The sequence below is a fragment of the Pseudoalteromonas sp. MMG006 genome (assembly GCF_018101025.1).
GTDB lineage: Bacteria > Pseudomonadota > Gammaproteobacteria > Enterobacterales > Alteromonadaceae > Pseudoalteromonas.
Genome location: NZ_JAGJEJ010000006.1, coordinates 82,278 through 103,432, shown reverse-complemented (window position 1 = coordinate 103,432; position 21,155 = coordinate 82,278). Strand labels below are relative to the sequence as shown.

The 21,155-nt window shown below is 39.7% G+C and carries 22 protein-coding genes and 2 pseudogenes; 13 read left to right on the top strand and 11 right to left on the bottom strand.

The window, feature by feature from the left end:
• Positions 1–223: 223 nt before the first annotated feature.
• Positions 224–391 (bottom strand): oxidoreductase-like domain-containing protein, encoded by a 168-nt coding sequence (locus J8L73_RS08355; protein ID WP_211016145.1) that lies wholly within the window; start codon positions 389–391, stop codon positions 224–226.
• Between the two features lie 105 nt (positions 392–496).
• On the opposite strand from J8L73_RS08355, the gene J8L73_RS08350 reads away from it, so the two are divergent.
• Positions 497–919, top strand: a complete 423-nt coding sequence (locus J8L73_RS08350) for a hypothetical protein (protein WP_211016143.1) — start codon at positions 497–499, stop codon at positions 917–919.
• Between the two features lie 79 nt (positions 920–998).
• Positions 999–2,360 carry a leucyl aminopeptidase family protein gene (locus J8L73_RS08345; protein ID WP_211016141.1) on the top strand — a complete coding sequence of 454 codons (1,362 nt, stop codon included), beginning with the start codon at positions 999–1,001 and terminating at the stop codon, positions 2,358–2,360.
• 17 nt (positions 2,361–2,377) lie between these two features.
• Here the strand turns inward: J8L73_RS08345 and J8L73_RS08340 are convergent, their stop codons facing one another.
• On the bottom strand, positions 2,378–2,764 hold the full coding sequence (locus J8L73_RS08340) for a VOC family protein (RefSeq protein ID WP_211016139.1): 387 nt from the start codon (positions 2,762–2,764) through the stop codon (positions 2,378–2,380).
• Positions 2,765–2,859: 95 nt separating this feature from the next.
• Positions 2,860–3,939, bottom strand: a complete 1,080-nt coding sequence (locus J8L73_RS08335; RefSeq protein WP_211016137.1) for a ketoacyl-ACP synthase III — start codon at positions 3,937–3,939, stop codon at positions 2,860–2,862.
• A gap of 218 nt (positions 3,940–4,157) precedes the next feature.
• On the opposite strand from J8L73_RS08335, the gene J8L73_RS08330 reads away from it, so the two are divergent.
• The 6 genes and pseudogenes from J8L73_RS08330 to J8L73_RS08310 all read left to right on the top strand — a co-directional run bounded on the left by J8L73_RS08330 (position 4,158) and on the right by J8L73_RS08310 (position 7,449).
• The gene (locus J8L73_RS08330; RefSeq protein ID WP_211016136.1) at positions 4,158–4,562 is read left to right on the top strand and encodes a DUF4440 domain-containing protein; all 405 of its coding nucleotides are present in this window, start codon (positions 4,158–4,160) and stop codon (positions 4,560–4,562) included.
• Between the two features lie 48 nt (positions 4,563–4,610).
• A complete protein-coding gene (locus J8L73_RS08325; protein WP_211016347.1) occupies positions 4,611–5,852 on the top strand; it encodes an ATP-binding protein in 1,242 nt (413 codons plus the stop codon).
• Positions 5,849–6,376: a response regulator gene (locus J8L73_RS08320; RefSeq protein ID WP_211016134.1), complete on the top strand. Its 528-nt coding sequence runs from the start codon at positions 5,849–5,851 to the stop codon at positions 6,374–6,376. The genes J8L73_RS08325 and J8L73_RS08320 overlap by 4 nt, the downstream gene beginning before the upstream one ends.
• Positions 6,377–6,394: 18 nt before the next feature.
• Positions 6,395–6,490: pseudogene (locus J8L73_RS19285) on the top strand (thiol-disulfide oxidoreductase); the annotation flags it as partial.
• Between the two features lie 266 nt (positions 6,491–6,756).
• Positions 6,757–7,083, top strand: a pseudogene (locus tag J8L73_RS08315) (DCC1-like thiol-disulfide oxidoreductase family protein); the annotation flags it as partial.
• A gap of 87 nt (positions 7,084–7,170) precedes the next feature.
• Positions 7,171–7,449, top strand: coding sequence for a peptidylprolyl isomerase (locus J8L73_RS08310; RefSeq protein ID WP_004588770.1), 279 nt, complete (start codon positions 7,171–7,173; stop codon positions 7,447–7,449).
• 67 nt (positions 7,450–7,516) lie between these two features.
• Here J8L73_RS08310 and J8L73_RS08305 read toward each other — a convergent pair whose 3' ends face one another.
• From J8L73_RS08305 to J8L73_RS08275, 7 genes are all read right to left on the bottom strand, one after another.
• Positions 7,517–7,729 (bottom strand): TonB family protein, encoded by a 213-nt coding sequence (locus J8L73_RS08305; RefSeq protein WP_210999736.1) that lies wholly within the window; start codon positions 7,727–7,729, stop codon positions 7,517–7,519.
• Between the two features lie 23 nt (positions 7,730–7,752).
• Positions 7,753–8,427 (bottom strand): hypothetical protein, encoded by a 675-nt coding sequence (locus J8L73_RS08300; RefSeq protein WP_211016132.1) that lies wholly within the window; start codon positions 8,425–8,427, stop codon positions 7,753–7,755.
• A gap of 336 nt (positions 8,428–8,763) precedes the next feature.
• Positions 8,764–9,423, bottom strand: coding sequence for a DsbA family oxidoreductase (locus J8L73_RS08295; protein ID WP_211016130.1), 660 nt, complete (start codon positions 9,421–9,423; stop codon positions 8,764–8,766).
• A 110-nt stretch (positions 9,424–9,533) separates the two neighbouring features.
• Positions 9,534–10,754 carry a Xaa-Pro peptidase family protein gene (locus J8L73_RS08290; RefSeq protein ID WP_211016128.1) on the bottom strand — a complete coding sequence of 407 codons (1,221 nt, stop codon included), beginning with the start codon at positions 10,752–10,754 and terminating at the stop codon, positions 9,534–9,536.
• Between the two features lie 73 nt (positions 10,755–10,827).
• Positions 10,828–11,439 carry a flavin reductase gene (locus J8L73_RS08285; RefSeq protein ID WP_211016119.1) on the bottom strand — a complete coding sequence of 204 codons (612 nt, stop codon included), beginning with the start codon at positions 11,437–11,439 and terminating at the stop codon, positions 10,828–10,830.
• A gap of 9 nt (positions 11,440–11,448) precedes the next feature.
• Positions 11,449–12,171, bottom strand: a complete 723-nt coding sequence (locus J8L73_RS08280) for an SDR family NAD(P)-dependent oxidoreductase (RefSeq protein WP_211016117.1) — start codon at positions 12,169–12,171, stop codon at positions 11,449–11,451.
• Complete coding sequence (locus J8L73_RS08275; RefSeq protein ID WP_210999730.1) at positions 12,168–12,566, bottom strand: DUF393 domain-containing protein; 399 nt, start codon at positions 12,564–12,566, stop codon at positions 12,168–12,170. Before J8L73_RS08275 ends, J8L73_RS08280 begins: the two co-directional genes overlap by 4 nt.
• 120 nt (positions 12,567–12,686) lie before the next feature.
• On the opposite strand from J8L73_RS08275, the gene ppc reads away from it, so the two are divergent.
• Together ppc and cdd are read left to right on the top strand one after the other, a co-directional pair.
• The gene (ppc, locus tag J8L73_RS08270; protein WP_211016115.1) at positions 12,687–15,332 is read left to right on the top strand and encodes a phosphoenolpyruvate carboxylase; all 2,646 of its coding nucleotides are present in this window, start codon (positions 12,687–12,689) and stop codon (positions 15,330–15,332) included.
• Between the two features lie 146 nt (positions 15,333–15,478).
• On the top strand, positions 15,479–16,405 hold the full coding sequence (cdd, locus tag J8L73_RS08265) for a cytidine deaminase (protein WP_211016113.1): 927 nt from the start codon (positions 15,479–15,481) through the stop codon (positions 16,403–16,405).
• An 89-nt stretch (positions 16,406–16,494) separates the two neighbouring features.
• Here cdd and udp read toward each other — a convergent pair whose 3' ends face one another.
• Positions 16,495–17,250 carry a uridine phosphorylase gene (gene udp / locus J8L73_RS08260; protein WP_210999727.1) on the bottom strand — a complete coding sequence of 252 codons (756 nt, stop codon included), beginning with the start codon at positions 17,248–17,250 and terminating at the stop codon, positions 16,495–16,497.
• Between the two features lie 440 nt (positions 17,251–17,690).
• Here udp and J8L73_RS08255 point away from each other — a divergent pair, with 440 nt between their 5' ends.
• The 3 genes from J8L73_RS08255 (at position 17,691) to J8L73_RS08245 (ending at position 21,048) form a co-directional block, all read left to right on the top strand.
• Positions 17,691–18,800 carry an arginase family protein gene (locus tag J8L73_RS08255; protein WP_211016111.1) on the top strand — a complete coding sequence of 370 codons (1,110 nt, stop codon included), beginning with the start codon at positions 17,691–17,693 and terminating at the stop codon, positions 18,798–18,800.
• A gap of 117 nt (positions 18,801–18,917) precedes the next feature.
• Positions 18,918–19,619 carry a transporter substrate-binding domain-containing protein gene (locus tag J8L73_RS08250; protein WP_210999725.1) on the top strand — a complete coding sequence of 234 codons (702 nt, stop codon included), beginning with the start codon at positions 18,918–18,920 and terminating at the stop codon, positions 19,617–19,619.
• A gap of 121 nt (positions 19,620–19,740) precedes the next feature.
• Positions 19,741–21,048 (top strand): hemolysin family protein, encoded by a 1,308-nt coding sequence (locus J8L73_RS08245; RefSeq protein ID WP_211016109.1) that lies wholly within the window; start codon positions 19,741–19,743, stop codon positions 21,046–21,048.
• Positions 21,049–21,155: the final 107 nt, after the last annotated feature.

Sequence of the window (21,155 nt, the reverse complement as noted above, 5' to 3'; positions counted from 1 at the left end):
GCTTGACTTTCCAGGACTAAAATCCGCCTCATGTGATGTCTTATGTACAGCCTATACATAAAAAACTAAGAGGGCAATTACTAATTAACCCTTTAATAACAAAAAAGTACAAAATAAAATAAAATTGCAACATTGGTGCAATTTGCAACCGATATGAGCTAATGAAGTGCACTTTTAATGCTTAAGGGGAAGTTTAATGCGTGAGGTGTATGCTTTAATGTTATCAGTTTGTATGCTTTTTTAAGTTTTTATGCGTACGCTGGGCTTGCCAAACATTTAATGCTTGCTTGTATTCGTCCCACACGCAAGGGCTGCAGCTTCCGCCGCCACAGCATTCATCTGGTTTGGGTTTTTCTGGTTTGGAGAGTAAAATACATTCATTATTTTGCATTAAAAATAGCCCGCAAGCACCGTTGTGGTGCAAAAGAGTAGGCTAGGTCGATCATAAAGTAAATTATTCTTTGTCTAAAGCAACCCCTGTGTGAAAATACACGCTATGCGATTATATAAAGTTATTCACCGTGCACCTTGGCGGGCAGTTAAAATAAGTAAAAAGCGCCAACAGCTGCGTTTTCGTCGTGCTATGGTGGCGCTTAAAATTGCACTTGCCCAAGAAAAGCAAGAAACCAAAGAAATGCTCACGATTTACAGGCAATACACGCAAGGTCAAACAACAAAAGAAGATCTAAAACGCGCCAATGAGCAATTTGTAGATATATTAAAAGGACTTGGGTTGGGTGTGTTTGCATTGCTACCTTTTGCGCCCATTACTATACCTTTAGTTGTAAAGCTTGGCACTTTAGTTGGCGTAGATGTGCTACCAAGCTCATTTAACATGAACAAACCCGTTAAAGAGTTAGACGCCGAAATAGTTAAAGAAGGTTTAAAACAACACACTAAAGCGCCAAATAAAGAATAAATCCTCCTAAATTAGCTATACCTTTTAGCTAGCCTTATTGATATGCTTAATTACCATTTTTTATTATATGAGCTTTTTAATGAGTGCATTACTTCGTCATACTTCTTCTGGTATTCCTTTATCTTTTGTTCTTAAAAACGAGTTAACTGACTGGCAATCTCAACAACCTGCTTTTATTCAAACATGGTTAACCAATAGTGGTTTTGAAAAACAAGGCTTGGCGCTTGTGCCTGATGCGCAAACGGGTGAGTTAAGCCACGTATATTGTTTATTACATAGCAAAGAAGACTTTTGGGCTGCAGGCGAGCTTGCAAATAAATTACCGCTGGGCACGTATCAAATTCAAGGTGATGATGCCTTTATAGAGCAAGTAGCGCTTGGTTTTGTGTTAGGTGGCTATGAATTTAGCGAATATAAAGAAAAGCCAACGGCTAAAGCACAATTAGCCATTGCCGATGATGGTCTATATCAACGTATTAAGCAGCAAGCCGATGCTATTTATTTAGCACGTGATTTAGTAAACACACCGGCAGTAGATATGATGCCGCAGCATTTATCGCAAGTGATGGAAGATTTAGCCAATAATTACAATGGCGAGTTTACCCAGTGGATTGGCGATGAGCTACTCGAGCAAAATTACCCAACAATACATATGGTAGGTCGCGCGAGCGAAAATAAACCGCGTTTACTTGATTTAAAATGGGGCGCAAAAGATGCACCGCTTATTACCTTAGTAGGTAAAGGAGTATGTTTTGATTCTGGCGGGCTTGATTTAAAACCAAGTTCGGGCATGCGAAACATGAAAAAAGACATGGGCGGAGCAGCGCATGTTATTGCGCTAGCACAATTAATTATGGCCGCTAACTTACCAATTAGATTGCGTGTTTTAGTGCCTGCTGTTGAAAATGCGGTATCGCGAAATGCATTTCGCCCAGGTGATGTAATTAAAACGCGTAAAGGCATTATGGTTGAAATAGATAATACCGACGCAGAAGGGCGTTTAGTATTGTGTGATGCGCTTAGCGAAGCACAAAACGATAACCCTGAGCTAATTATAGATTTTGCGACCCTTACTGGTGCCTGCCGTGTTGCTTTAGGTACTGAGTTGCCTGGCTTTTTCTCAACAGAGCGCGATGTAGCAAATGGTATTGTTGATGCAGGAATGGATGTAAGCGATCCGGTGTGGCAACTGCCTTTGTTTGATCAGTACAAAAGCTTTTTAAAGAGCGATGTAGCCGATATGGCAAACTGTGCTAGCACACCCTTTGGTGGTGCAATTACTGCGGCGCTTTATTTAAAAGAATTTGTAGAGCCAACCACTCCATGGGTACATTTTGATGTAATGGCGTGGAATTTACGTACATTACCTGGTCGCCCAACGGGTGGAGAAGCGCTAGGGATTCGTGCGGTATTCAATTACTTACAAAGCCGCTTTAAATAAAGCCTGTTGTACGAGGGTTATACCTCGTATAGCTCAAGCGGCAGGTTATCTGGATCGGCAAAAAAGGTGAATTTTTTGCCGGTTATTTCATCCACTCTTATCTCTTCCACTGCTATATTTTGCATCTCTAAATACTGTTTTGTTTGGGCTACGTTTTTAACTTTAAATGCTAGATGCCTTAAGCCTTGTGCTTCGGGATAGCTTGGCCTTGCAGGCGCCCCATCAAACGAAAATAACTCTATTTGACTGCCATCAGGCATGGCTAAGTCTAATTTATACGAATTACGCCCTGCTCTAAGGTGCTCGTTAACAACTTCAAGTTTAAGTATGTTGCTATAAAAGTGTTTAGAACGTGCGTAGTCACTACAAATAATAGCAGCGTGATGAATACCTAATAGTTCCATGTAGTTAGTTTCCTATACTTTGATCTATGAGTTCATTGCCCTAAAAACAAAAACGCACTAAAAAGTGCGTTTTATGTAAAGCTAATGCATACCTTTTAGCTTGGCTCAGCGTCTTTACATGCTTTAACGGCCGGTGCTACTAGCTCAAGGCCTGTTAGCTCACACGGTGGCAAGGTTGCATCACTTACTTTAATAGGTGTTACACGCTCGCCCCACTTTATGTAGCTTGCTGCCCACGTTAAACCGGCCCCAAACGCTGCCGACATAATATTTGAGTGTGGTTTAATTAACCCTTTTTCTACGGCTTCACACAACGCAATAGCAATGGTTGCAGCTGACGTATTACCGTATTCTCCAATATTTACCATTACTTTTTCATCAGGTACTTTTAAACGATGTTGAATTGCTTGAATAATACGTAAATTAGCTTGGTGTGGCACTAATACGTTTATGTCATCAAGGCTTAAACTAGCTTGCGTTAATACATCATCACACGCTTCGCTCATGCCTTTAACAGCACGTTTGAAAATTTCACGGCCTTCAAACAGTAAGTCAGATGGACCAATTGGCTCATATTTATTTAAATCACTACCAAAGTTGGTGATATGTAAAATATCTCTGTCTTCGCTGTCGCAACCGGTTTTAGTACCAAGTAGGCCAGCAGGAGTGTCTGCAGCTTCTAGTACTACTGCACCTGCACCATCACCAAATAGTACTGCACTGTCACGGCGTGCCCAGTTTACATACCAAGTCATACGCTCAGCAGCAATAACTACGGCCTTTTTAATCATACCCGCTTGAATTTGCGCCGTTGCAGCTTGCAGTGCATATAAAAAACCAGAGCATGCAGCATTCGTGTCCATAGCAGCAGCGCCTGTAGCACCAATGTTTTTTTGTACCAAAGAGGCCGTATTTGCCACTACGGTAGAGGGGGTACACGTTGCTAGAATAACTAAATCGATATCTTTTGCGTCAACGCCTGCACAATCAATAGCATGCTTAGCTGCAACAGTTGCAAGCTCTGCGGTACTTACATGACTCACTCTACGCGACTTGATACCAGTACGTGTGGTGATCCACTCGTCGTTAGTATCAACTATTTCGCTAATTTCATCGTTGCTAATGCTTGCTGGTGGGATGCATTTACCCCAACCAGTGATATGTGCGTAAGACATAATGTGTTCTCTTAAAAGGTGGTCTGACATGTATTTCTAGTTGGGGAGTTATATCAAAAATTGCCCTTTAAGAGAAGTTATTACCCTATTTTGTCCCTTAAAGTTTTAATTTAGTCCGATTTTTGATCCATATGCGCGGCATTTAATAATATAACCGTTCGAATTTAAAGCAAATAAAGGTATTATTAATCTAAGTTTGTACTGATAAAGGGAAGTGCATGAGCAGCAAAATTAAAGTTTCGCTATTTAATCATTTAATAGATTCCGAGCGACAATTATTAGACCCCGATGTACGTCAATCAAGGGATGCATTAGATGCTTTGCTTGATGATGAATTCATTGAAATTGCAGCTAATGGCACTGTGTTCGATAAACATCATGTAATTACCCGCTTACCTACTGAAGTTGTTCCACAGTTTTATAATCAGCACTTTAAAGGGCGAATGCTTAGCGATGATGTAGCACAAATTAGTTATCAAGCTGCTTATAGGCGTTCAGCCCGAAGTGAATTTAATTACTCCTTACGAATGTCGCTGTGGCGAAAAAGTAATGAACAATGGAAAATGGTATTTCATCAAGGAACGCCGTGTGCGCTGTTTACCATATCAATGGATGATGACTAACTGCTTTTATTAACGTATTAAATTTTATAGGTAAAACACACCTTGTTTATGCAAACCGATCCCACTATCCGTCGTCTTTTAATGTTACGCAGCGGCGCTATTGCTGTGCAGCTAATTGCCGTGCTAAGTGCTTATTTTTTATTAAACCATCAAATCGCTTTATTATCTTTATTAGTCGTTATTGCAATAGAGGCGATCTTTCAAAGTGCGAGTGTATTTGCATATCGAAATGTGAGCCAAGCTCGCCCTGTAGGTATGTTAATGCAGCTCACTGCTGACGTTGTATTTTTAACTATTTTGCTCTCGCTAAGCGGTGGCGCTACCAATGCTTTTGTATCACTACTATTACTGCCAATAATGATTGCAGCAATCACATTACGTGAAAAAGGGCTGGCTTATATTGCTGTGCTTGCTATTGCTGCGTACAGTTTTTTATTAATTAGAATGCCCGATCATAGTATGCATCAAATGAACATGAGCGAGCACTTTATTGGTATGTGGATAAACTTTGTTTTAAGCGCAAGTGTTATTGCTTTAGTAATTGGCGCTATGAATAGAGCACTTAAAGAGCGCGAACGTACTATAGCCAAAGCTCGCGAAAAACAATTACGCAACGAGCAACTGGTAAGCCTAGATGGCGCGGCAGCGCAAATAACCCATCAACTCGCGACACCTATCGCTAACCTACAATTGTTATTTGAAGAGCTATTAGAAGAGCAGCCAAATAACCCTGTCGCTCGTCAAATGCAAACGCCACTTAAACAATGTGCTACGCAATTAAATGACTTTAGAAAGCTCTCTGCTCAGCTTCGTAATAAAAATATTACCGAACATATTACAGTTAACCAGCTGCAAACACAGATCACCGATACGTTATTGCTGCAATACCCTGATCAGCACATAAATTGGTTAAGTGAGCCGATAGCAGCCACCTTAAAAAGTGATGCAATGCTATTACCTGCCATTCTCAATTTGCTACAAAATGCATGCATTGCTAATCAAAAAAATAACCAAACCCAGTTAGAGTTAAGCTGGCAGCAAAATAACCAACATAGTGAATGTGTATATCTGCTAATTCGTGATTTTGGCAGTGGCTTTACTGACTCCCAGTTAGCAGAGCTTGGCGGGCAACTTATGCCTAGTAGCCAAGGTATGGGGCTTGCGGTTTTACTTTCCAATGTAACGTTTGAGCGCCTTAATGGCTCGCTAACTTTGTATAATCATGCGGGTGGCGGGGCGGTTGCTAAAGTAAAATTAGCCATAGTAAATAATGAGCAGTCACATACATGAAATTACTTATAATTGAAGACGATATAAACCTAGCTAGCACACTCGCTAGGCGTTTAACAAAACAAGGTTTTAGTTGTGAGGTGGCGCATAATCAAAGTGATGCATTACTTTGTGCGCGTAAACACTTACCAGATTTTATTTTGCTCGATATGAAATTGGGTGACGATAACGGCCTTGGCTTAATTAAGCCACTTCGCAGCTTATTAGCGCAGGCACATATTGTATTACTAACCGGATTTGCAAGCATAGCCACCGCAGTTGAAGCCATGCGTTTAGGCGCTGACGACTACCTTACTAAACCCGTTGATATGGCAACGCTATTAAAGGCCCTAAAGGCAGATTTAAATACACAAAATGTGAGCAGTATTGTAACACCGGTTATGTCGCCAGAGCGTTTAGAGTGGGAGCATATTCAGCAAGTGCTACATAGTAATAACGGTAATGTGTCGGCCACTGCGCGGCAACTTAATATGCATAGGCGCACATTGCAGCGTAAGTTACAAAAAAAGCCGGTTCAGCAGTAACCGCTTAAAGGATATAAAATGAGTGATGATGCGGCTACATTAATGCGTAATCAAAAAATTATATTATTCGATGCACAGTGCAAATTATGTAGTGCGTGGTGTAATTTTATTATTAGGGCCTGTTTATCTTTCGAGGTTAAATTTGCAGCAGTCTGTTTGGTAATTAGGCAAGGCAGAGCCTATGTAGTGTGTTGTTCCCCATAAATAGGCGATAACGTAGCATAAATGCCAAACAGGCGCTGCCCGAAAGGGTTCTGCCTAGGGGTCATTTACTCTTTGTTGCTCGGTTTTTACTTAGCCCACTAGGTTACAAACCTCGCGCCGCGATTAAATGGCCCCTAGGTTGAACAAATTTTAATCCTGAAAGGTCAACAGGCACTAGTAACGATGCCAATGTTATTTTTAAACTATGCAGCGTGCAATCCCCAAAAGGTGCACGGTTATTAACTCACTTTGGTTTTTCAACCACACAATACGCCTCAATGGTTTACCTACAAAACGGCAAAGCGTACACGCAAAGCCATGCTTTTTTTGAAGTAGTAAAGCAGCTAGGTTTCCCATACAAGCTAGCAAACGTCTTTAGTATTTTGCCAAATACCTTTAATAATTGGCTGTACGATAAAATTGCTTTAAACCGTTATAGCTTATTTGGCAAGTACAACTTTTGCAGAATACCTAACCCAGATGATGCAAAACATTATTTATAATTGGCTAAGTTAACTTAGCTATAAGTAGATGCTAGGTTTAGGTGGCTGTGCTAAAATCGCCGCGTTTTAAATTATCAGGGTTTTGAAATGGCAAGTACAGCACACGCACTCCACATATTGGTTAAACACAAAGAAATAGCAGAAGACATTATTAAGCAATTAGGTAAAGGTGCAAAGTTTCAAACCTTAGCTAAAAAATACTCGTCGTGCCCCTCGGGTAAAAAAGGTGGCGACTTAGGTGAATTTAGACGCGGTCAAATGGTTCCGCAGTTTGACAAAATAGCCTTTAATGGCGCAATTTTAGAGCCACACCTAGTTAAAACTAAATTTGGTTGGCATGTAATTAAAGTACTTTATCGTACTTAATAAGCTTGCTGACAAATACTCAAAAGGCTGCACACTGCAGCCTTCAATATATAAGCTTACCCGATTATTAATTATCCAAGTTAAACTCAATTGTCATTTCTAAGTTTTTGTCAGGTAAAGTAATACCATTAACAACCTTAGGTGAGTATTGCCATTTTGATAAGGCGTGTTTGGCTTCACTATTGAATACTTGCTCAGGTTCAGCGTTAATAACTTTAATATTATTAGGGCGTCCATAACTATCTACACAAATCACCGTAGCCATTGATTTACATGACATCGTTTCCTCTGATGAATGGGTTGTTACTTTGAAACGTCAAACTCCGACAGTGAGGCATTAGTGTTATGTTGCAAAATAGAAGTAAAAAATTTATCGTAAACATCGTTGAGCTGTTTATTGTAATCGCTCCAACCTTCTAAATTTACTCTAAATTCCAAATTCGAATAAGCATACTCAGAGAGCGCATCAATATTAGTTTTGTTCCATTGCTCCTCCGGTGCAAGTGCTTCTTTTGTACCTGAGCCGTTAATATTGAATCCATACACCATAGAATGCAGTGTTAGTTCAATTCTTGCTTTTTCGGCCCAATCCAAACCCTCTGTTGCTTTATTCCATGCTGTTTTTACATGCAAAGGCGCATTAACAGGAGGAAAATGTATACTTCTAGACTCACCTATTTCAACGATGCCATCATTATTTAAATCAACCAAATCTGAGCCATCAGGTTGGCTTAATAGATTTTGAGCACCTTCGGCACTTAATGAATCAACATTAATAGTAGAGGCGAGGCTATTGGCTTTTTTTACGAGTTGTAGTTCATCAGTGGTGAGTGACTTTAAAAATGCTTTTGGGGTATTCAAGTCTTCATTTGCTTGCTTTAAAATGTCTGCAAAATCAGATATTTCAGTTTCATTTAAATTACGGATTTGTAGTTTATTTAGCGAAGAGACGCTTAGTGTAGTATCAATATTTAACATTATACGTTCCCTATATGATTAGACAGGTAACCATACCTATTATAGTTTTGAGGATGGTTTTGGTGTTGTTTATAGACGGCATGTTATTGCCGATGTTTTGTGTAATGGATTACTTGATCAAGCGGTACAAGTTACATGCCAAAATAGTTAAACGAAGAAATAGAGAACTGTTGAAGTTCGTTATATCAGGAGGAAGCATTGGGCTGCTCATCTCTATAATTAGAAATTAAGTTTAAATGTTGTTAGTTATAGAGGATTGTAAAAAAACGCCCACTATTAATTAGCGGGCGTTTTATTGTTGAAATACTTAGCCAATTTTATTTATAAAGCTAATAACTAAACTTCTTGTTTGGCTTCTTCTTCACTAATTTGTTTTAGTGCTTGAATAAACGAATCGCTTGGTTGTCCGCCACTGATTGCATATTTATCGTTGATAATAAATGTAGGGACTGAGGTAATACCGAGTTGTTTAAAGCGGTCTTGCTCTTGGCGTACTGTTTGAACGTATTTATCTGAGTGTAAAATACTACGCGCCAGTTCTTTATTAAGGCCAACACTTGCCACTACATCAAGCAATGTTTCTTCTTGATTTAAGTATTTTAAATCGGTGAAGTGCGCTTCAAAAAAAGCGAGTTTTAACTGCGTTTGTTTACCTTGTTCGCGCGCCCAAGTAAGTAAGCGGTGTAAATCAAAGCTGTTGATCATGATGCGTTTGCCATCAAAATTAAAGGTGAATCCAGCACGTTGACCTGCTTCGAACATGTTTTTACGATTTTCGTCGCCTTGCTCTTCACTTAGGTTATACTTTTGCATTAAGTGTTCGTTTAAGTCTTGACCTTCAAGTGGCATATCTGGATTTAGTTCAAAAGGATGCCACGTAATATCTGCACTCATTTCGTCGTTAAGTTGCTCTAGTGCAGTTTCTAGGTTTTTATAACCTACCACGCACCATGGGCACATTACGTCTGACACGATATCAATTTTAAAGTTTTTCATATTCATCCTTTTGCGGATTGCTTTGGTATAAAAGGGATATTGGGATGAAGTATGTATTATCAATCCTTAAACTAAAAAGAGCAGCTAATGGCTGCTCTTTATTAAAGGGTTTAAGCGTTTAGCCCAAACGGGTCGTCAATACTATAACTTGGCTGTGTAAACCAATGCGGTCCGTTGTCGGTCATATAAAAGTGATCCTCTAAACGTACGCCAAACTCATCAGGTATAACTAGCATTGGCTCGTTACTAAAACACATGCCAGGTGCAAGTGGGGTTTTGTCTCCACCGACTAGATAAGGCCACTCGTGAATATCTAAGCCAATACCATGGCCAGTACGATGCGGGCAACCGGGTGTTTGATACTGCGGGCCTAAACCTTGAGCCGCTAAATAAGTACGTGCGCCAGCGTCTACGTCTTCGCACGTAGCACCAATTTTAGCGGCATTAAACGCGGCGAGTTGCGCTGCTTTTTCATGATCCCAAAACATGCGTTGGCGCATTGTTGGTTCGCCAAATACATAGGTGCGGGTTATGTCCGATAGGTAATCGTGTACTTTACAGCCGGTATCAATTAGTACCATATCGCCTTTTTTAAGGACTTGAGGGTCTTTAACACCGTGCGGAAAAGACGTTGCAACACCAAATAAAACAATACAAAAATAGTTACCTGGAGCACCTACTTTTTGATGTGCTTTTTTAATAAAGGCTTCTACTTCTGTGGTGGTAATACCTTCATAAAGCATACTGGCGGTTGCTTGGTGTACAGCTAAGGTCATGTCCATTGCGCATTGCATAAGCGATAATTCGTTTACCGATTTATGCATTCTACAATGTGCAGTAACGCTTTGTGCATTGATTATATTTAAGCCCTTTTGCGCTTTGTTAATACCATCAAATATAAAAAACTGCGCACTTTCATCAATGCCTATGGTGGCATTGTCATTAATGTTTAGTTGCTTTAATACGCTAACAAAGAGTGCATAAGGGTTTTCGTGTTCTTGCCACCCATGAATAGGACCTTCAATCACTTTAAAACCGTTTAGTGTGCCTATTTCAAAATAAGGGGCAATGTATTGTACGTCGCCTATAGCAGGTAAAATAGCCCCAACCATACGCTCACTGGCGTACCATTTCATGCCTGTAAAATAGGTGAGGTTTGACCCTGCGTTTAAATAAATAGCATCAATATTATTTGCTTGCATATAAGCTTGAGCTTTAGCAATACGCTGTAAATATTCATCTACTTGTGTGGGTGTTACCTTGCAAGTCATATTACTTAAACTTGCTAGTGCTTGTTCACTTGTTTGCGTACCAACGCCTAGTGTGGCCATAAATATCTCCTTGGTTTTTAGGCATTGTGCGCAATGTGAAAAGGTAATTCAATATAATGCGACAACATGCACGCTAAGGTTTTTTTGCATAAGGCAGGCGCATTAATTTATTACTCGTATGATAACTATCAAGCCCGGTTACAGCCACAGTATCAATAGCTTGTAAATCTAAAAAACCATCACTTTGAAGTGCTATCTCGTCTAAGTACACATCTGTAATTTCACCTATAACAAGCTCTGTACCATTTACAGCTAAGTGTTGGTGCTCAACGTAATTTACCGCATATTTTAATCGCGACTCTTGCACAAATGGGGCTGTGAATTCATTTAGGTATTCTGGCGTTAAACCGGTCGCATCAAATTCCGATTCGCTTTTATCATATCGAGCCGATGTCTGGTGCGCTTGTTTATAAATTGCTTTGTTAACTTGATTAATAGTGTAACTACCGGTGTCGATTATGTTTTCAAATGTATGGCGCGGCACACTATTGGGGCGCATTATCATACCTACTAGCGGTGGGTGAGCGCCTAAGTGAATGACCGAACTAACAATGGCAAGATTAGTGTTGCCTTGTTTATCTTGCGTGCCAATTAAGTTGGCGCTTTTAAAACCCGAAAGCGAGTTAATTAAATGAGTACGGGTGTGTTTTTCAAGTGCGTTTATGCGCTCTTTAGTAAAATGCATTAAAGGTCCTTACCACGGTATGGTGTCCCCTTGCCAATCTAAATAGGCCGGTTCACCATTGAGTTCTAAATGGGGGTTATTAAACGTAAGTGTAAAAAGTTGTTTTGCTACAAATTCAGCTGTAAAAAGTTTTCCTGCGGGTACATTTTTTTGAAATGGCTTTGAAAGCGCTGTATCAGTAGTTCCCGGGTGAAATAAAACGAGCTTAGTATTTTTAGCGCGACGTGCAAGCTCAACTGCTGCTGTTTTAAATAGCATGTTAAGTGCTGATTTAGAGGCGCGGTACGTATACCAACCGCCTAATTTGTTGTCGTTAATGCTGCCTACACGCGCACTAAGTGCGGTAATAGTGCACTGCGTTTTGTGTGTTAAAAGTGGCAAAATACTTTGCAGGCAAAGCAGAGGGGTTAGCGTGTTTGAGTTTAGAAGTTGGTTGAAATACTCAGCGTCTATATCTTCAAGTTTTTTTTCAGGCATGTGGGTTTTGTTATGCAGCGTACCGTTAAATATAACAACTTGTTGTATATTAGCATTTTGCTCTTTTAAATAGACAGTTACGCGCGCTAGGCTTTGTGTTGTGTAATCGGTTTGAAAATGAACAATGCTTCCCTCAGATTCAATACTTTTTGAACTAATACAAACGACTTGGTGAGTAGGCGTGTTTATTTGTAGATGCTCTATATATGCATTTGCTATGGCGCTGCTTGCGCCAAATAAAACAATCGTGTTCATTTAGCACCTTTCGATTTAATACGGCATTGGCCGTTAGTGCACTGAGTATTAGGCATTAATAAACGGCTAAGCGAGTGCCTGTACCTTGCAAAGAATAAATATCCGCAGTCTGCGAAAAAACGAATTACTGGCAAGCGAAAAATTTTCAACCATGTATATTTGCCAACCGTTTTCCATGCTTGGTAAGTAACATCAAGGCCATATATCATTTCACCAGAATTTGTTTGTGCTTGTAAATGAGTCATTGCTTTATCTTTATCAACATATGAATAACGCTCATTAAAATCGGGCGCATTTAGGTCTTCAAGTTTGATGTTGTTAGCGGTATCAGCCTGTTTAAGTTTAGTCATTTCGGTGCTACATAATGGGCAATTACCATCGTAAAAAATGATCATAAAATAGCTTAACGTTTATTTTTCATATACTTTTTTACGACATACCATTGCAAATGGATCTATTAAATATGCGCTCATAATGATATTAATAGCACTCCACGAAACAAAGGAGACTGAGAAATGAGTGAACAATATGCCGCCTTGCGAGGAAATGTTAATTTACTAGGGCAGTTATTAGGACAAACAATTAAGGACGCCCAAGGCCAAGCGATTTTAGATAAAGTAGAAGAAATTCGCGCTTTATCAAAGTCATCTCGCAGTGGTAATGAAGACGACAGACAAGCGCTAATTGAGGTACTGCATGCGCTTAGTGATGAAGAGCTTTTACCGGTTGCCCGTTCATTTAATCATTTTTTAAATTTAGCTAATGTAGCAGAGCAGTTTCATACTGTGTCGCGTTTTAATGATGTTGGCTTTTGCCAACTAAACCCTCTCACTCAAACATTAAAAACGTTAACTGCAAAAGCAAAAGAAGGCCAATTAGACAGTAATCATCTGGCCGAAACACTCTCAAAACTCCACATAAATTTAGTATTAACTGCTCACCCAACTGAGGTGACGCGCCGAACAATGATCAACAAACAAGTTGAATTAAGTGAATGTTTAGCGTCGCTTGAGCGAAAAGATAATTTAGAGCAAGAACGCACCGCTATTTTAAATCGTATTGCGCAGCTTATTAGCCAAGCGTGGCACACAGACGACATTCGTCGTTCACGCCCTACGCCAATTGATGAAGCTAAATGGGGCTACGCAGTCATTGAAAATAGCTTGTGGCACGCTGTGCCGCGTTTTTTACGTGAATTTTCAGATCAAGTAAAAGAGCATTTAAGCTTAGAGCTACCTATTGATTATAGCCCTATTGAGTTTACTTCTTGGATGGGTGGCGACCGTGACGGTAACCCGTTTGTTACCGCGCAAGTGACCACACAAGTGCTTGACCATGGCCGTTGGATGGCACTTAATCTTTACATTCAAGACTTAAAAACATTGTGCGCTGAACTGTCTATGTCTGATGCAAGCGATGAGCTTATTGAACTTGCAGGACAAGAGTTTGAACCGTACCGTGCTGTAATTAAAAAGCTGAAAAATCAAGTTGCTGAAACAGTGGCTCACTTGGGCGCTAAAATTAAAAACAAGCGCAGTGATTCACAAGACTTAATTACTGATATTAATCAAATTAAACACCCAATAGAAGTATGTTACCGCTCGCTATTAAAATGCAATATGAAAGTAGTTGCTGATGGCTTATTACTTGATTTACTGCACCGTATTAACAGCTTTGGCCTGCGTTTGGCTAAACTTGATGTACGCCAAGACTCAGACCGTCACAGCGATGTATTTTCAGAGCTAACACGTCATTTAGGCTTAGGTGACTACAACCAATGGCAAGAGCAAGACAAGCAAGCATTTTTGCTTACTGAGCTTAATTCTCGTCGTCCGCTAATCCCTAAAAATTGGCAACCAAGCCCAGACGTACAAGAAGTGCTCGACACCTTTGATGTAATTGCAAAGCAAGATGAAAAAACATTTGGCTTATACATTATTTCAATGGCGCGAACCGCTTCTGATATTTTAGCTGTACAACTACTTCTTAAAGAAAGCGGCTGTCAGTTCGATTTACCCGTTGCACCATTGTTTGAAACACTTGACGATTTAAATGCGGGTAGCGATGTAATTACTACCTTGCTTGATAACGTGTGGTACCGCGGGCATATTAAAAATACCCAAAATGTAATGATTGGTTATTCAGATTCTGCTAAAGATGCCGGCATGATGGCTGCAGGTTGGGCGCAGTACGAAGCAATGGACAAACTTGTACAGCTTGCCGATGATCGTGGTATTGAGCTTGTTTTATTCCACGGCCGTGGCGGTACAGTAGGTCGCGGTGGAGCGCCCGCTGCGCAAGCACTGCACTCACAACCACCGGGTTCTTTAAAAGGTGGGCTACGTGTAACTGAGCAAGGTGAGATGATCCGCTTTAAGTTTGGTTTACCCGATGTAGCACTACAAAGCTTAAATATATACGCTGGTGCAGTATTGCAAAGCAATTTATTACCACCGCCGGAGCCAAAACCGCAGTGGCGTGAAGTAATGAAGTTAATAAGTGAGGAGTCATGTGAGCACTACCGTAATGTAGTTCGTCACGATGAAAACTTTGTACCTTATTTTAGAATGGCCACTCCAGAGCTTGAGCTGTCTAAATTACCATTAGGCTCACGTCCTGCTAAGCGTAATCCAAATGGCGGCGTTGAAAGCTTACGTGCTATTCCTTGGATTTTTGCATGGAGTCAAAACCGTTTGATGCTACCTGCATGGCTAGGTGCGTTAACAGGCTTAAAAGCAGCGCTTGATAAGTATGGCCTAGAAACACTTCATGAAATGAGCCTGCAATGGCCGTTTTTCAGAGCACGCCTAGAAATGCTAGAAATGGTATTTAGTAAAGCCGACAGCTGGTTAAGTGAGCATTACGATAATGCCCTAGTAGAAGACATTTACAAACCATTAGGTGTATCTTTGCGTAAAGAGCTTGAAGAGGCAATTAGCCTTGTACAGTCTCTTAGCCCTCAAAATAGCTTACTAGCCGATCAACCATGGATAAAAGAGTCCATAGGACTTCGTAATCCGTACACCGATCCGCTTAACGTATTGCAAGTTGAATTATTAAGACGTGCGCGTTCAAGCGAAAAAGGCAGCGAAGGTGACATTGATAATGCATTAATGATCACCATGACAGGTATTGCGGCAGGTATGCGTAATACTGGTTAATACGTGATTTTATTATCGTGATAGTAAATCACTAATTTAATGTAATCGGTATTTTAAAAGGGAACACGCTGTGTTCCCTTTTTTTGTCTAGCAATTTGGACCTTAACCTTTTAAACTACTTAGCCATTGAATAATTAAAAAATGTTATGGCTTCATCAACTTTTTCTGTGCAACAAGACACAGCACTTACTAACACACACATCTCTTTAAGCGTAGCGCAAACTCAAGCTTTACGCGGTCAGTTAAAAAACCAACGCGGCATTTTAAACTCTAATAATATTAAACAATTATGTTCACAATTTAATGTATCTGATGATGCGTTACTACAAGGTTTAGTGCCTTTGGCGTCTGAGTTTTCGGTGGCACCTGTTTCGCACTTTCATGTGGGGGCTATTGTTAAAGCACTTGATGAGCACGCAGAGATAAATTTTTACTTTGGTGCCAATGTCGAGTTTGATCATCAAGCACTTAGCTTAGTTGTGCATGCAGAGCAGTCGGCGATTAATAATGCTTGGTTAAATGGCGCTAAAAAAATAGTTAAAATAGCCATTAGTGATGCGCCATGTGGTTACTGCAGGCAGTTTATGAATGAATTGGCCGACGCTAAAGAGTTTGATATTTTATTGCCAAAGCAACACTTTAAACTGGCCGACTTATTACCACATTCATTTGGGCCTACCGACTTAGGCAACGAATTTAGTTTGTTTAATCCAAAGCCTCATCAACAAGCGTTTGCCAATTCTGAGATTGATGAAAAATTAGCAGCAATGGCACTTAGTGCATACGTACCCTATAGCCAAAATTTTAGTGCGGTAAAGATTAGCACCTTTTATGATGGTGATTATTACGGTAGTTACGCAGAAAATGCAGCCTATAGCCCAAGCCTTTCGCCACTGCAAAGTGCGCTCAGTCAGTTGTTTTTAGCGGGGCTTAGCTTTAATGGTAATACGGTCAAATCAATCACCCTTTTAGAAACTCAAGGCCATGAAAACCAAGGTGGGGTGGCACGTGCCGTACTTGCAAGCTTTGACAACCTACCTGAAATAGAAGTGATTAGCGCAGAGCTAAGATAACCTGAACTCTGGTTAAAATAACCTGTCAAAAACAATAAAGCACAGCAATTGCTGTGCTTTATACGTTTAATTAAAGTGCTGAAAAGGGTTTAACCTAATAGCACTTTTGCAGCTTCTAATACGACTGCTACTGATTTTCTTTCAATTTCACCGTGGTCTACATTTGGGATTTCTTGGCGAGTACGGTTAACCAGTACGCCTGCAACACACGCTGCTTGTAAGCCAAGAGCTGCACACATGGTAAATAATGTAGCCGACTCCATTTCGTAGTTCATCACGCCTAGGTTTTGCCACTCTTCACAGCTACCTTGTAATGACTTTGGTACATAACCAGAATGCGTATCGTAACGCTCTTGCCCTGGGTAGAACGTATCGCTTGATGCGGTAATACCAATATGAAAGTCAATATCTAGGTTTTTACACGCTTGAACCATAGCTTGTGTTGCGTAAAAGTCAGATACCGCAGGGTAGCTTAGTGGGGCAAAATGTTGGCTTGCACCATCTAAACGTACAGATGCTTGGCTAATTAAAATTTCGCCTTCATTAATGTGTGGCTGAATAGCGCCTGTAGTACCGATACGTAAAAATTTACGCACGCCAAGTTGCGCTAATTCTTCTACAGCGATTGATGTAGATGGGCCACCAATACCAGTTGAACAAATTACAACAGAGTGTCCATTTAGTTGGCCTAAATAAACATGAAATTCACGAGTCTGAGCTAGGCAGGTTGGGTTGTCTAGGAATTGAGAAATACGTGCTGCACGATCTGGATCACCAGGTACAATAGCAAGCTTTGCACCTTTTAAATCGTCAATGCATAATCCTAAGTGAAATACCTTTTCCATAACTAAGCCTTTTATAAAAATTTGTTGTCAATCTAGCATCATTGCCATAAATGTTTACCAAGTACAGGACGTTTGTCCGTTTTGCGCTAATCCCTTTTAAAAATATTAAGATACAACGATTTATTCATCTGATTTGAATATTCAATCAATAGCTTAGCCTGTAAATAAAAAGGCGTTGTTGACTTGCCCATGCAGACACTATATGTATCGGGCAAGAGCAACAACACACTAATATTTACTGACAAAAAAACGAGTTAAAATTATTTAAATTCAATTGATTAGTGATTTATTTAAACTTTGATTAGTACCTTTTCACTGCGTCTGTAAAACGATAAAAATGGTTTATTAAAATTAAATTAAAGTTTAGGTATTTTTTATCTTTTTGCATAACTAATCAAAATAATTCAGCTTTTTACAGTAATAAATTACAGAGGTTTATTATGAGCACACAATTTCAAGCATTTAAAAACAAAGTTGAGCACTGCCTGTGCTCTCCTGGCGATGGTGTATTTACTGTAAATACCGCAAAAGAGCGCAAGGCCGCACTTCGTAATAAGCTTTATGGGCAAACCGAGAATGTAGATTCACTTTGGCGCGACTCTTTAAATGAATTGCCAAACTCGCCACATAAAGCGGTTATGCTAGGCATTAGCTCAGATTGCGGTGGTGGTATTTTGCGTGGTGCAAACTGGGGACCACTGTTTGTGCGTTCAGCACTTATAGATCAACAACCACAGTGTCACTCATTTGATTTAGGCGATGTACGTGTAATCCCACATTTACTTCATGATAAATACCTAAACGATGCAACCATTTCTAATTGTCAAAAAGCGCTATATGGCGACGAAAACAACGATTACTACGTAAGCCCGCTATCTATTACTGAAGACGTGTGTGATAGTTTTTACGCGACGTTTAAAGATAAAGGTATCTTTGGTATTGGTGGCGATCATTCAATTAGCTACCCACTCACTAAAGCCTATTTAAAAGCAAAGCGTGAGCAAGGCAAACGTACTGCTATTATCCATTTTGATGCGCACACAGATTTGTTAGTAGAACGTTTAGGTATAGATTTATGCTTTGGTTCGTGGTGTACACATATTTTAGAGTTTTTACCGGCGCCACATCATTTAATTCAATTTGGTATTCGTTCAAGCGGTAAACCAAAAACGCATTGGGAAAGCACGTTTGGTGTAAAGCAGCATTGGGCGGCTGAAATTATAGAGCGCGGTGCAAAAGCCGTTGCTGCCGATGTAATTGCGCAGCTAAAAGCAGATAACGTAGACGAAGTTTACGTAAGCTTTGATATAGATGCACTTGATGCTGAGTTTGCATCAGCCACAGGCACGCCAGAAGAGAATGGTTTAACCCCGCAACACGCACTTGATATTTTATCGGCTATAGCCGACGAGTTTCCTATTACTGGCGCAGACATGATGGAAATCGCGCCGTTTACCGACAGCTCATTAGTGGGGCAATCAAGCTCAGAAACAACATTGCGCGAAGGGGCTAAAATTTCAGCATTTTTAATTAATGCGATGAACAAGTAGCAGATTGATACGTAAAAATCCTAGCCCTATCAGCGCATAGGGTTAGATTAAAACTAGCAGTTCTTTTACCCTCAGCTATAGTTGTTAGTATCAATTTTTAGTTAAAGGTGTAGCTGCATGAAGTTGTTTTTACTCGTACTGTGTTTTATATGTATTAGGGTTAACGCAGCTGAAATTTCTATTGTGACTGAAGTTTTTCCTGATTTTCAGTACATTGACTCAAATGGTCAGCTCGCTGGCCGTTCAGTAGATAAAGTAAGAAAAGCACTTGCTAGTACTGATATTCAATACAGTATGTCTGCTAATAGTTGGGCTGTGTCTTATAACGCGGTGCTTCGAGATGAAAATACGTGTATTTTTTCTATCGTTAAATTGCCAAATAGAGCTGATAAATTTAGCTGGGTTGCGGAATTAGAGAACTTTGACTCTGCTATCTATGCACTTAAATCTCGTAATATTCGTTTAAACACACTCAACGACGCTAAAAAGTATAAAACCGCAGTACTACGTGACAATTTTAGCCATCATTATTTATTAGATCGTGGTTTTAGCGAAACTAAAAATTTACTTATTATTGATAGCCTAGACAAAATAGATAAATTAATAAGTACCCGACACAATATTCTCGATTTTGTCATCTTAAGCAACAAGCAGTTTAACTTTCGTGCAAAGCGAGAGCCTAAATTAAAATTACTTGAACCAGTTTTAACCCTTAATACCAAACAGTCCTCACTTTATTTTGCCTGTAATAAAAATATGGAGCAAAGCCTACAAGATAAACTTTCGGCCGCATTTAACGCTACAAAAAATAGTTACTAGCTTTTAATTCAATAGCTTAGATAATTATTTAAAGTACGCTTAAATATAAATTGCTGCGATTAAAAAACCGACTATAATCAGCTGCTTTTTATTGAAAAAGCGCTAACTTTTGGAGCGTTAAATGGGTGATTTAATCGGGATTAGTTTGTTGATCTTGATCAGTGCGTTGTTTGCTATGTCAGAAATTGCCATTGCAGCGTCGCGAAAAATAAAACTGCGTGTCATGGCTGATGAAGGCAATATAAAGGCGGCGGCAGTACTTAAGCTGCAAGAAAACCCTGGAGCCTTTTTTGCCATGATCCAAATCGCATTAAATGCGATTGCTATTTTGGGCGGTATCGTGGGGGAGCAAGCCCTATCGCCTTATGTGCAAAGTGTACTCGTAATTTTTTATCAGGGCGCACACGTAGAAAAAATTAGCTTTTTATTCTCATTTTTTACTATTACCTCACTTTTTATTTTGTTTGCCGATTTAATGCCAAAGCGTTTAGCGATGATTCTGCCCGAAGCTGTTGCGGTAAGGGTGGTAAGTATTATGCGCTGGGTTACGTTTGCGCTTACTCCATTGGTAATGTTTTTTAATAGTGTAACTAACCTTGTACTGCGCTTATTTAAAGTACCCGCTGAGCGAGAGGACATAGTAACCACCGAAGATATAGTCGCGATGATGGATGCAGGCGCAGAGTATGGCAGCTTGCAGCAACAAGAGTACGAGCTAATAGGTAACGTTTTTGATTTAGAGGCTCGTTTTTTATCAAGTGTAATGACGCCGCGCGACCAAATTGTTTATTTTGATTTAAATGAAAGTAGCCACGATATAGCCACAAAAATTATTGATCACCCACATAATCATTTTTTAGTGGTATCGGGGAATTTAGATAAGTTACTCGGCTCGGTAGAATCAAAAGATATACTACGGCAAGTATTAAAAGGTGAGGCTGCAAATATAAACCAGGAGCTTGTTGAGTCTGATGTATTTTACCTACCAGAGACATTAAGCCTATCTGAAGCCTTAAATGCCTTTAAAAGTGCAGCCAAACCGTTTGCTATTGTTGTAAACGAATATGCACTTTCAGTGGGTATTGTGACTGTAAAAGATTTAATGAAAGGGTTTATGGGTGATTTGATCACGCATCAGGGAGATGAATTAATTATTCAGCGTGATACAAACTCTTGGCTGGTGGACGGTTTAACTCCTATTACCGATTTAGCAAAGGTGCTTAATATAGAAGAGTTTCCGCAGCAGATGCATTATGAAACAGTGGCAGGCTTTTTAATTTATAACATGAAGCGTATTCCTAAGCGGGCTGAGCATTTAACTTTTTCAGGTTTTAAATTTGAAGTGGTTGATGTAGAGGGAATTAGAGTAGAACAGTTATTAGTATCAAGAGTTATATCAGAGCCAATTACTCACACTCCTCTATCTTAATTTTTATATATAGCTAAAGTTACATATGCCAAGCTTAAAAAGCTTGGCTTTTTTATTGTTGTGATAAAAATGTGTCCCTTAAATATAAAGCCCTGCCAACATATTAG

What these genes read in the sequence shown, in the direction of transcription:
- J8L73_RS08355 (WP_211016145.1), bottom strand. Translation starts at nt 391, where the DNA reads ATGCAAAATAATGAATGTATTTTACTCTCCAAACCAGAAAAACCCAAA.
- J8L73_RS08350 (WP_211016143.1), top strand. Translation starts at nt 497, where the DNA reads ATGCGATTATATAAAGTTATTCACCGTGCACCTTGGCGGGCAGTTAAA.
- J8L73_RS08345 (WP_211016141.1), top strand. Translation starts at nt 999, where the DNA reads ATGAGTGCATTACTTCGTCATACTTCTTCTGGTATTCCTTTATCTTTT.
- J8L73_RS08340 (WP_211016139.1), bottom strand. Translation starts at nt 2,764, where the DNA reads ATGGAACTATTAGGTATTCATCACGCTGCTATTATTTGTAGTGACTAC.
- J8L73_RS08335 (WP_211016137.1), bottom strand. Translation starts at nt 3,939, where the DNA reads ATGTCTTACGCACATATCACTGGTTGGGGTAAATGCATCCCACCAGCA.
- J8L73_RS08330 (WP_211016136.1), top strand. Translation starts at nt 4,158, where the DNA reads ATGAGCAGCAAAATTAAAGTTTCGCTATTTAATCATTTAATAGATTCC.
- J8L73_RS08325 (WP_211016347.1), top strand. Translation starts at nt 4,611, where the DNA reads ATGCAAACCGATCCCACTATCCGTCGTCTTTTAATGTTACGCAGCGGC.
- J8L73_RS08320 (WP_211016134.1), top strand. Translation starts at nt 5,849, where the DNA reads ATGAAATTACTTATAATTGAAGACGATATAAACCTAGCTAGCACACTC.
- J8L73_RS08310 (WP_004588770.1), top strand. Translation starts at nt 7,171, where the DNA reads ATGGCAAGTACAGCACACGCACTCCACATATTGGTTAAACACAAAGAA.
- J8L73_RS08305 (WP_210999736.1), bottom strand. Translation starts at nt 7,729, where the DNA reads ATGTCATGTAAATCAATGGCTACGGTGATTTGTGTAGATAGTTATGGA.
- J8L73_RS08300 (WP_211016132.1), bottom strand. Translation starts at nt 8,427, where the DNA reads ATGTTAAATATTGATACTACACTAAGCGTCTCTTCGCTAAATAAACTA.
- J8L73_RS08295 (WP_211016130.1), bottom strand. Translation starts at nt 9,423, where the DNA reads ATGAAAAACTTTAAAATTGATATCGTGTCAGACGTAATGTGCCCATGG.
- J8L73_RS08290 (WP_211016128.1), bottom strand. Translation starts at nt 10,754, where the DNA reads ATGGCCACACTAGGCGTTGGTACGCAAACAAGTGAACAAGCACTAGCA.
- J8L73_RS08285 (WP_211016119.1), bottom strand. Translation starts at nt 11,439, where the DNA reads ATGCATTTTACTAAAGAGCGCATAAACGCACTTGAAAAACACACCCGT.
- J8L73_RS08280 (WP_211016117.1), bottom strand. Translation starts at nt 12,171, where the DNA reads ATGAACACGATTGTTTTATTTGGCGCAAGCAGCGCCATAGCAAATGCA.
- J8L73_RS08275 (WP_210999730.1), bottom strand. Translation starts at nt 12,566, where the DNA reads ATGATCATTTTTTACGATGGTAATTGCCCATTATGTAGCACCGAAATG.
- ppc (WP_211016115.1), top strand. Translation starts at nt 12,687, where the DNA reads ATGAGTGAACAATATGCCGCCTTGCGAGGAAATGTTAATTTACTAGGG.
- cdd (WP_211016113.1), top strand. Translation starts at nt 15,479, where the DNA reads ATGGCTTCATCAACTTTTTCTGTGCAACAAGACACAGCACTTACTAAC.
- udp (WP_210999727.1), bottom strand. Translation starts at nt 17,250, where the DNA reads ATGGAAAAGGTATTTCACTTAGGATTATGCATTGACGATTTAAAAGGT.
- J8L73_RS08255 (WP_211016111.1), top strand. Translation starts at nt 17,691, where the DNA reads ATGAGCACACAATTTCAAGCATTTAAAAACAAAGTTGAGCACTGCCTG.
- J8L73_RS08250 (WP_210999725.1), top strand. Translation starts at nt 18,918, where the DNA reads ATGAAGTTGTTTTTACTCGTACTGTGTTTTATATGTATTAGGGTTAAC.
- J8L73_RS08245 (WP_211016109.1), top strand. Translation starts at nt 19,741, where the DNA reads ATGGGTGATTTAATCGGGATTAGTTTGTTGATCTTGATCAGTGCGTTG.